The following is a 7,831-nucleotide window of genomic DNA, read 5'->3' as shown; positions in this document are numbered from 1 at the left end:
TGCTTCCTTTCTCCACAATGCTCTCTGGACCCTGGTCGAGCTGCCCTGCAAAGGAACGTCAGCCCCGCGAGAATGACTCCGGTCGCCCTGCCCCTGATCAGAAGAGGCCCCTGTCGGGTAGACCGGCAAGAGCGCTGAGGGACAAGCAGGACGACGTCCCTCCCAAAGGAGTAGCCGGCCACCGATGATGAGCGCCCCCAGGAAGTAGAGGGTAGCCAGGGCCACGAGCAGATGACGCTGCTGAAGCAAGGCTGCGCCCAGGGCTGTCCCCGCCAGCAGAGAAGCCAGCAAGGGCAGAGTGAGCGGCAAGTGACAGGGGCAGACCAGAATACCCGTGATCGTCAGAAGCAAGCCGGTCACGCGGCGCTTCATCTGGAGTTCCTTTCTATCTTCTTCCTGCAATAGCCTGCACGCGACCCGCAGCACGCGCCGGGCGGGTCGGCGAGTCGAGAACCAGTTGCCTCAAAAGCCAGCCAGGCCCGCCGCCACCCATGCGGCCTCTTCCAGCACCTCAGCCGAAGGGAAGGAGGCGGATCCAGGACTGAGGTCCGCCCCGGCCCCAGATCCAACTCACCAAAATATCCGTTTATACTGATATGTGAATCATAAGGTCCTGGGCAAGGACTGTCAAGGGGATCCAGCATTGCTTCAGTGGGGGCGTGCCCGGGGAGATCTCTTCTCCTGCTATGGCACAGGCCCCGACCTGGGCGCCGATACGGGCACGGATATAGATACGGATACAGACATCGCCCTCAAGCCAAAGCGAGAGTGGCAGGTTGCCCGAGCAGGCAGCCTGAGGCAAGCCAACGAGATGACTGGTCTCACAGCACGCACCTGACGCTGTGGCCTACCCGCCCTGGCGCCCGCGTCCTCGTCCACACTCGTGCTCGCCAGCTATCCAAGCCAGTCAGATACTCCAGCCAGCAGAGGACCGATCATCTAGGAGTCAGATCCGTCATCAGAAGGCCAGCTTCCCTGGAGAGGACAAAGCTCCCGCCGTTGGCAAGTGTCCCCCCCAGGCGCGCCCTCTGGCGCCCAAGAGACCTCAAGCACTTCCGGCAGCAAGCTCAGGCGCAGGCAGAGCCATTCTAGAGAGCGGACCGCCTCGCCTACAGCCCCCAATCGCAGGCAGAACAGCACCTGGCCCGTTCGCTGGTCACGTCCACTCTCAAAGGCCCAGAGAACGAGGGTCTCACATTGGACAAGGTAGGAGCAAACCAGACTTCGGACACGGTAGCTATCGCCCTGACGCGCCATCACCCGCAGCTCATAGCAGGACGCTCCTCCGCTCCCGAGGCCGACGCTTGACGACCCCAGTCGCCGATCGATGGCATGGCCCACAGGCCGCAGCACCAGATGGGTTCCCACAACCAACAAGGCACAGAGCCACGCTAGCTGGAGCTGTCCCAGACCGGCCAGCACACCTGTCGCCGCCACACACCAGAGTGTCCCCGCCGTATTGAGACCCCGCACCGTCATTCCCGTGCGCAGAATCACTCCTGCACAGAGCACTCCTACTCCAGAGACTACCTGAGCCGCCAGGCGATTGCCACCAGGGAGAAAAGTAGCGGCCAGCGTAAAAATCGCCGAGCCTGTTGCCACCAGGGCACTGGTACGGAGTCCGGCAGCTCGCTGACGAGCCTGGCGCTCCGTACCGATCACTACGCCACACACCAGGGCGCCGAGAAGGCGCAACAGAAAGGAACCCGTTCCCATGACACCCTTCTCCCTACCGCAAGAACTACACCAGTCCCCCAACTACCGCTGGTTTCCTGATACGAGGACCTTCCACTCATCCCCCCTATCCCAGCAACCCAAGCAAGTGAGAGTTCACAGACAAAACAGCAGCATAGAAATTTGCCTTTTCATAATCAAAAAGAAACAAAATAAATTTCTATAAATATTACGGTTAAATATAACTAAAAGAAAAGAGGAAAGTCAAGCGAATAGGACAGCTCTCCCGCTTTTTTCTCTTCTTACGCAGGAGACAGCCATGGAGGGTCCCTTGAGAGTTACCCAGAGATCTGCTAGAATTGCCCAGGTAGTTACCCATCAAGTATCTGGCCTGTTGCAGGAGAGGGCCAGGGGAGAGCTAGCCCAGGTGCATTTTCCCATCCTTGTGGAGACCCGGCTTTATCCCGCCGAAGGAACCGAGCCAGTTGCCATTGAGAGCCCAGAGTGGCTCGCCTGGCTCAGAGAGCACGCTGCCTTCACCTATCAGGAAGGGAACCAGCGCTTCACCATCCGTCGGGAGCAGCGTCGCGGTGGCCACTACTGGTACGCCTATAAACGGACCCAGGGAAGACTTTTCAAGTGCTATCTGGGGCGTGACCAGGACCTGACTCGTCAGCGCTTGCGTGAAGCGACCCATTATCTTCTGCAGCGCAGCTCAGTCGCTTCTTCAGCGGTTCCGACGCCCGTCGCAGCAGCAGCGCCGGCAGGGGCGTCATCTCCATCGCAGCAATGTGTCCCTAGTCGGCCAGTCCTACTAGCGACCAAGTTCCTGCCGCCGGCTCTCCCTCTTCACTATGTGCCACGCTCCCGCCTAGATAAGCTCTTGGAGCAGCTAGTCAACGCTCGCCTAACGCTAGTTTCAGCACCAGCGGGAACAGGCAAAACCACCCTATTGGCAGCCTGGGCGCGCACCACCTCCAGGCACGTGCTCTGGCTCACCCTTGAAGAGGCCGACAACGATCCACAGCGCTTCCTGGCCTCGCTGCTGGAAGCCTTCACATCGCTGTTACCCTCTGCCAGAAGAGAGACTCCCTTGCGTCTCCTCGTCTTCCCCGACGCAGACTGGAGCACGGTGCTACCTTCCTTCATCAACGAGCTGACGCGCCTTCTGCCAGGTGATACTATCCTGGTGCTCGACGACTACCACCTGCTCAGGGCCGAAGAGATCCAGGCAGCAGTGAGTTTTCTGCTCGAACACGCGCCCCCCTCGCTGCACCTCCTGATCGGGACGCGCAGCGAGCCACCGTTGCCCCTGGGGCACCTGCGCGCCCGAGGCCAGCTCTCCGAAATCGGTCTGGAAGCTCTGCGCTTTACTCCCAGCGAGATCGAGCGCTTCCTGCAGGCAATGGAGCTGCACCTGAGAGCCGAACAGCAGCAGCACCTGGAAGAACTGACACGCGGCTGGATCATCAGCCTGCAGCTACTGGCCCTGGCTATGCGTGGTCGGGGCCAGCTTCCAGCCTCGCTGACAGAGCAAGCAGGCAGCCATCCTTTCTTCTTAGAATATGTAAGTGAAGAATTGCTGAAGCACCTGTCCCCAGAGGAAGAGCGCTTTCTACTCTATAGCAGTGTGCTGGAGCGTTTGACTGGTCCCCTCTGCGAAGCGGTGACCGGCCTGCCTGATGGCCAGCGCCGTCTGCTTGCTTGCTACCGTAACAATTTACTGCTCAACCCCTGCGACGCCAGCGGAACCTGGTATAGCTACCATCCACTCTTCGCCGAAGCCCTACGCGCCCTTCTACAAAAGCGGGAGCCAGAGATAGTGCCTGAGCTCTACCGGCGGGCCAGCGACTGGCACGCCAGTCGTGGCGAGAAGGAGGAGGCTTGTCATTACGCCTTGCAAGCCGGCGACTGGCAGCGGGCAGTCGGGCTGCTGGAGGAGTTACTGCTCTCCCTGATCGCCCAAGGGAAATTTACCCGCCTGGCCCGCTGGCTAGACCAGCTTCCGAGGGAGAGAGTGACGGCCTCTCCCCTGCTCACCTTCGCCACCCTCTGGAAGCAGGCTGTGGAAGAGCGTTCGCCCAGCAGATCGAGTGCCAAGATCGAGCAGCAGTTGGCCCAGCTCCAGAGCCAGACGGCCTTACCTGACCGGGAGGACCTCCAGAGCCAACTAATCCTCTGGCGTGTTGTGACCACCTTTACCATCAATGATACCCATATGCTTCCCCAGGCGATCAGGCAGCTTCAGGAGGATCTGCGCCTACTCTCCGCCTACCAGACGCCCCTGAGTCAGTTCATGGCTCTCCTTCTCCAGATGATCCTCTACGCCTTCTATCGCATGCACGGCGAACTGGAAGCTGCTGAGCAGGTGCTCCTTACTATCAGCTTCGCCCCCCTTTCCAGTGCCGTTTACCCGCTGAACATCCTGGCCTGGTGGGGCTTGACCGAACTCTATGAGGCTCAAGGGCAACTGCGCAGGTGGGGGCAACGCTTCGAAGAACTGACCCGGCTACTCGGAGAGCCAGCCAGACTGCCACCGCTGCCACGCAGCATACTGCTCCTCAGCCAGGCCCTGCTCCTGTACGAATGGAACCGACTGCCGGAAGTCGCCCAACTCCTAGCCGAGCTGCTCCACCTGACAGAGCAGATCGATTTTCCTCCGCTGGCCTCTCTCTGCCACTGGCTGCAAGATCGGCTTGCCCTGGCCCAAGACCCCACCGGCGCCAGCAACACTTTCCTTTCCAAGGCCGAGCAATCCCTCTTTCAGCTCCCTCACCCCCAACTCCCGGCGCGCTATGCCCGCCTCGTCCTGACCTGCGGTCGTCTTGACCTGGCCTGGCGCTGGCTGAGAGCGCGCGGCTTACGCCATGACGACCCGCTTACCCTGCGCAGCAACTTCTTCGAATACATGACCGTGGCCCGCATTCTCATTGCCAGCGGGCGAGCGGAGCGGAACCAGGCTCTCCTATCCCAAGCCCTGCAACTGCTGGAGCGCTGGCGCTCCTTTGTCTTGGCGCAAGGCTTTCACGGCTACTGGCTAGAGATCCAGATGCTCACCGCCCTGGCGCTCGCTGCCCAAGGCAGAATCAAGCAGGCCCTGAAGACGCTGGGAGTAGTCCTTGAGAGGGCCGAACCCGAGGGCTACCTCCGGCTCTTCGCCGATGAGGGTGAACCCCTGGCGCGCTTGCTGGCCTATGTTGCCCCCTACAGCGAGGCCTCCCCCGGCTACCTTTGGGAGATCCTGGCGGCTCTGGTCCAGAGGGCAGAGCCGCCAGGGACCCAGCCTGCCGCTCAGGGACGAGCGGGCGTCAACCAACCGCTCAGTGAGCCTCTCACGGCCCGCGAGCTGGAAATCCTTCGCCTGCTTGCAGCAGGCTATTCAAACCAGTACATCGCCACTTTGCTCGTGATTAGCCTCAATACTGTCAAGCGCCATGTCCAGCATATCCTGGCCAAACTGGGCGTGACCAACCGCTCGCAGGCCGTCGCACGGGCCCGCCAACTAGAGCTACTCTAAGCCAGCCGCGCCCGAGAACCTCGCATACCTGTGGCCACTACCACCTTCCGAACGAAGATAGTCCCTCTCATGCCTCTTTCAGATGATGGCTTCCTCCTCCCCTTGCACTAGACTCCAGGGCAGACAAAGCAATTGCATAGCCCTGCATACATCCTATCCGCTTACTTCGAAAGGAGGCTCTCGTCTTAGATGGAAACACGAACAAGCGGCACTACGGCCCAAGGGTCCAGTTCGCAGATCGGTGGCGACAGGCTCTTGCGCGGCTGGAACCTGGCAATAGTGATCCTGGCTCTGGCGTTGCTCTACTTTCTGGCCGCCCTCGACCAGACGATCGTTGCCACTGCCTTGCCAACGATCGTCGGCGACTTGCACGGCTTCAGCAGCTATGCCTGGGTCGGCACTGCCTACCTACTGACTATGACGACCATGCTTCCGATCGTGGGGAAACTCTCGGATCAATTTGGCCGTAAATGGTTTCTCCTCATCGGTATTGTGCTCTTTCTGTTCGGTTCGGCCCTGGCAGGTCTGGCGCAGACGATGAACCAGCTGATCCTTTTCCGAGGCTTGCAGGGCCTCGGAGCTGGCTTTCTAACAGCCCTGATGTCAACGCTTCTGGGAGACATCTTCTCCCCCGCAGAGCGAGGACGCTGGCAGGGCGTCTTCATCGCCATCGGCACCCTGGCCGCCATCATCGGCCCCTTGCTGGGTGGGGCACTTACCGAGCACGCCTCTTGGCGTTGGATCTTCTACCTCAATCTTCCTCTGGGGCTGCTGGCACTGGTCCTCGTTACGTTCCGGCTCCCAGCGACCATTTCTCCCCGTTCAGGCCGTTCATCCGGCGGAACTGTCCTCCAACGGCTCGATCTTGCCGGTTCCTTGAGCGCCGCCGCCGCCACTACCTGCCTTCTGCTCGGCCTTACGTGGGGGGGAGAGACCTACCCGTGGACCTCTATCCAGATCGTTGGCCTCCTCACCGCCTCCGGCCTGCTCTATGCAGCCTTCTTGCTGATCGAGCGCAGGGCAGCGGAGCCAATTCTGCCACTCGAGTTGCTCGGCAATCAGGTCTTCGCCGTTGCCCTGGCCCTGGCATTCACCTACGGCTTCATTCTCTTCGGCATCCTTTTCTACTCTCCGCTCTTCATCCAGATCGTGCTCGCTCAAACCTCCCTCAGTTCGAGCGCGGCCCTCACTCCTCTTCTTCTCGGCGTCACCATCGGCTCAATCACAGGGGGAGTACTGGTGACACGTCTCAGGCGCTATCGCCTGATCTGCATCGCCGGCTCTCTGATCCTGCTGGCAGGCACAGCACTGCTGGCAACGCTGGGAGAAGCGAGCGCCCTCTTGAGTGTGGTTCTGACAACCGTGGTGATAGGTGCCGGCAGCGGAATGATCTCCAATATGTTTATGCTGGCTGCCCAGAACGCTGTACCGCGCGAGCGCCTGGGCACAGCGACAGGAGCAGTGAGCTACCTCCGTTCGATTGGGCAGTCGCTAGGCACAGCCGTGTTGGGCACTCTCTTGACCAACGTGGCAGCCAATCAGCTGCCCTCCTACCTACCAGCGGCGGCGCACCAGCTTCCCAATCCTTTGCTGGCCCAGGCCACAGACCCCCAGGTGCTAACCGATTCTCACAAGCAGCAGCAGATCATCCAGGCTGTCAAGCAGGCACTGGCAGCCCAGCTTCCGCCCGGAGGAGAGCACGGCCAACAGCTTGCCAAGTTAGCCGCCCAGGCTTCTGCTCTCTGTACGCAGATCTTTTCAGCCGAGCGGCAGGCCCTGGCCACCGGCCTCCATGCAGGCTTTCTGGTTCTGCTGGGCCTCAGCCTCATCGTGATGCTACTCGCCCTGCTCCTTAAAGATACCCCTTTGCGCGAGCGGGAAGAACGGCGGACAACCTAGCCGGGTACCGATGGAGCTTGATCAGTCCCCCTTGCCTTCTCCACCGATGCAAGGGGGAAGATCTCCTTCCCCCTTGCATCGGCTTCGCCCCGAGCCGGCAGCTAAGGCCAGCCAGAGCAGAGTACTCCCCAGCGCGAGCCAGCAAGCCAGGCCGATGAACCAGCTCCGCCCCTGAGAGAGAGGATACTCTGAGGGTCCTGGCCTAACCTACAGGGAGCGAGGACGCTCCGCCGCCCGCAAGGCCCCATAGGCCGCCGCCTCGCTCCCAAGCTGAGCGCGAAGCAGCGGTATTGTGCGCACGCCAGGCGCTCCGTAACGCTGTAGTTGCTCACGCATCACAGGCTCGAAGAGATCGAAAGCCTCGCTCAGTCCTCCTGTAAAGAGCAGGACCTCGGGATCAAAGAGGCTGGCAATGGAGGCGCAGGCCAGCCCTAGCAAGTGCCCAACCTCGCGCACGATGTTCAGGCAGGGGGGATGGCCGGCCCGCGCCTGAGCGATCAGCTCATAGGAGGTCAAAGGAGGCTCAAGCTGCTGAGCGCGGCCTGCCAGGGCGCTTCCCGAGGCCATCCGCTCCAGAAAGCCGTGATCGGGATCGGGGACGCAACGGTAGTCAAAGTTGAGCCAGCCGAAAGCGCCAGCGCTCCCGTGCACTCCACGCACGATGCGTCCATCAAGCAGCAAGGCTCCCCCGATCCCCGTGCCCACGCTCAGCAGGGCCGCACTGCGCCGCCGGCGGGCTGC

At 61.2% G+C, this 7,831-nt stretch carries 5 protein-coding genes; 2 read left to right on the top strand and 3 right to left on the bottom strand.

Annotation, left to right across the window (positions count from 1 at the left end):
• Together ACFMO7_RS18665 and ACFMO7_RS18660 are read right to left on the bottom strand one after the other, a co-directional pair.
• Positions 1-426 (bottom strand): hypothetical protein (locus ACFMO7_RS18665; RefSeq protein WP_376797001.1); only part of this gene is annotated, 426 nt, incomplete at its 3' end.
• A gap of 513 nt (positions 427-939) precedes the next feature.
• Positions 940-1,716 (bottom strand): MgtC/SapB family protein, encoded by a 777-nt coding sequence (locus tag ACFMO7_RS18660; protein WP_376797000.1) that lies wholly within the window; start codon positions 1,714-1,716, stop codon positions 940-942.
• 385 nt (positions 1,717-2,101) lie between these two features.
• On the opposite strand from ACFMO7_RS18660, the gene ACFMO7_RS18655 reads away from it, so the two are divergent.
• Positions 2,102-5,191 carry a LuxR C-terminal-related transcriptional regulator gene (locus ACFMO7_RS18655; protein WP_376796999.1) on the top strand — a complete coding sequence of 1,030 codons (3,090 nt, stop codon included), beginning with the start codon at positions 2,102-2,104 and terminating at the stop codon, positions 5,189-5,191.
• A 189-nt stretch (positions 5,192-5,380) separates the two neighbouring features.
• Positions 5,381-7,090, top strand: a complete 1,710-nt coding sequence (locus ACFMO7_RS18650) for an MDR family MFS transporter (RefSeq protein ID WP_376796998.1) — start codon at positions 5,381-5,383, stop codon at positions 7,088-7,090.
• Positions 7,091-7,297: 207 nt separating this feature from the next.
• Here ACFMO7_RS18650 and ACFMO7_RS18645 read toward each other — a convergent pair.
• Positions 7,298-7,831 (bottom strand): ROK family protein (locus ACFMO7_RS18645; protein ID WP_376796997.1); only part of this gene is annotated, 534 nt, incomplete at its 5' end.

It is taken from the genome of Thermogemmatispora sp. (assembly GCF_042408735.1).
In the GTDB taxonomy this organism is placed as follows: Bacteria; Chloroflexota; Ktedonobacteria; order Ktedonobacterales; family Ktedonobacteraceae; genus Thermogemmatispora.
The sequence above is the reverse complement of the archived record's forward strand: the minus strand, read 5'-3'. Positions and strand labels throughout refer to the sequence as shown.

Coding starts and splice junctions, on each gene's coding strand:
- ACFMO7_RS18660 (WP_376797000.1), bottom strand. CDS start 1,716: ATGGGAACGGGTTCCTTTCTGTTGCGCCTTCTCGGCGCCCTGGTGTGT.
- ACFMO7_RS18650 (WP_376796998.1), top strand. CDS start 5,381: ATGGAAACACGAACAAGCGGCACTACGGCCCAAGGGTCCAGTTCGCAG.